The 1852-nt window shown below is 62.9% G+C and carries 1 protein-coding gene; it reads left to right on the forward strand.

What is annotated here, in order from left to right; translation table 11 throughout:
• Positions 1-302: 302 nt before the first annotated feature.
• Positions 303-1331, forward strand: coding sequence for a protein rep (locus ACPW74_RS23585; RefSeq protein ID WP_425859298.1), 1029 nt, complete (start codon positions 303-305; stop codon positions 1329-1331).
• Positions 1332-1852: the final 521 nt, after the last annotated feature.

The raw sequence follows: 1852 nt of genomic DNA on the forward strand, positions 1-1852 counted from the left end.
CCCAGCCTACAGGTGGGGGTGGGTTTAGGGCGCAGCCCGTTGCCCATCCCCCGCCTCGCGAAGGGCGGACAAACCCCCCTCAGGGGGGTGCGTCAGTGGGGTGGTTTTGGGGCGGTTTTCCGCCCCGTTTTCCTTGTATTTATACTTAAGGGATAATTAGCGGGTATGAAAAGAGGCTCTAGCCCAGTGGTGGCGCGGGTTTGCGGCGAATTTGACTGGTCAAAGAAAAACCCCGATGATTGTTAGCGACCAAGCAAACAACACAACCGGGGTTTTTCATGGAAGTTTTAGCGCCTTCCTGCGTGAAGGATACTAACAAAACCGCCTGTACGCCACACCAACCCGCCAGAGATGGCCTGACTGATTACAGCCCGAGCGATAAGCCGTGGGACACGCACAGGGCGCAATCCGATGACGTGGGGGGTATCTATGCCGGTGCCGTCGAATTCGAGCGTTACGCGGCCCGTATGGCCGAATGCAGCGGTGTTTTACGGTTCGGGTGGGCTGACCTGCCCGAGACCGGAGAAACGCGCCTACGGCTGCGAGAGGCCCGTTTCTGCCGTGTTCGGCATTGCCCTGTCTGCCAGTGGCGGCGCTCGCTGATGTGGCAGGCCCGTTTTTACCAGTCCCTGCCCAAGCTGGTGATCGAGCATCCGAAAGCCCGCTGGCTGTTCCTGACCCTGACCGTTCGCAACTGCCCGATCACCGAGCTGGGCGAAACCCTTACGGCCATGAACGCCGCTTGGCAGCGGCTGATCAAGCGGAAGGAGTTCAAGCCCGTTTTGGGATGGGTGCGTACCACCGAGGTGACACGGGGGAAAGACGGCAGCGCACACCCGCACTTTCACGCGCTGCTGATGGTGCCGCCGTCATGGTTCAAAGGGGCCAATTACGTCAAACACGCCAAATGGGTGGCGCTGTGGGGCGACTGCCTGCGGGTGGACTACCTGCCGAACGTGGACGTTCGCACGGTCAAGGCACGGGCGCCCAAGATCGGTCAGACCCCGCTGGACGCCACGGCGGCAGCGTTGCAGGGCGCGGTGGCCGAGACCCTGAAGTACTCCACCAAACCCGCCGACATGGTGGCCGATGAATCATGGTTCCTGGAGCTGACCAGGCAAACCCACAAGCGCCGGTTCGTGGCGGCAGGGGGTGCGCTGGCCGATGTGCTCAAGGTGGATCAGGAGACGGACGAGGATCTGACCATGGCCGACGGCCCCGCCGAATCCGAGGACGACGGTAGCCGAGTGGCGTTCAACTGGCGGGATGGTGAGCGCCGTTACCGCCGTGCCCCCAAGGCTGACAAGCCGGCGGGGGGTGGCGATGGGTAGCAGGGTGTCGGGGCGCAGCACCTGACCAAGTCACAGAGGGTACTCTGTGTAGCCTTGCTTTGTCTTTCGCACGGGGTATCTGACAGATACCGGTAAGTGCGCCCTGCCCCCTCTTAGGGAGCAAGGTGTAACCTGCGCCCTGCCCCCTCTTAGGGAGCAAGGTGTAACCTGCGCCCTGCCCCCTCTTAGGGAGCAAGGTGTAACCTGCGCTTCGCTTGGTTCTCACCCTCCGGCCTTCGGCCTACGCCCCCGCTCCCTTCGGTCGGGGGGTTGCTGCCGGACTGTCGGCGCACCTGAAAGCCGATAGACAGCCTCGGCGTAGCCGGTGCCTCCGAAACACCGCGAACCCTACCGCCTCGCTGCGCTCGTTGGTTGCTCATTTTCGGCAGGCGGTGGCAAGCCACCACCAGCCCAAAATCGAGCCTCGGGACGGAGCGGGAGTCAAGGGATCGTGGAATACCGCAGGCGCGGCTTTTTGCGCCGAGGATATGCCGCGAAAGCCCTTGATGCCCGTGCAGTCC

It is taken from the genome of Aeromonas sp. INTO2 (assembly GCF_049860605.1).
Lineage (GTDB): Bacteria > Pseudomonadota > Gammaproteobacteria > Enterobacterales > Aeromonadaceae > Aeromonas > Aeromonas caviae.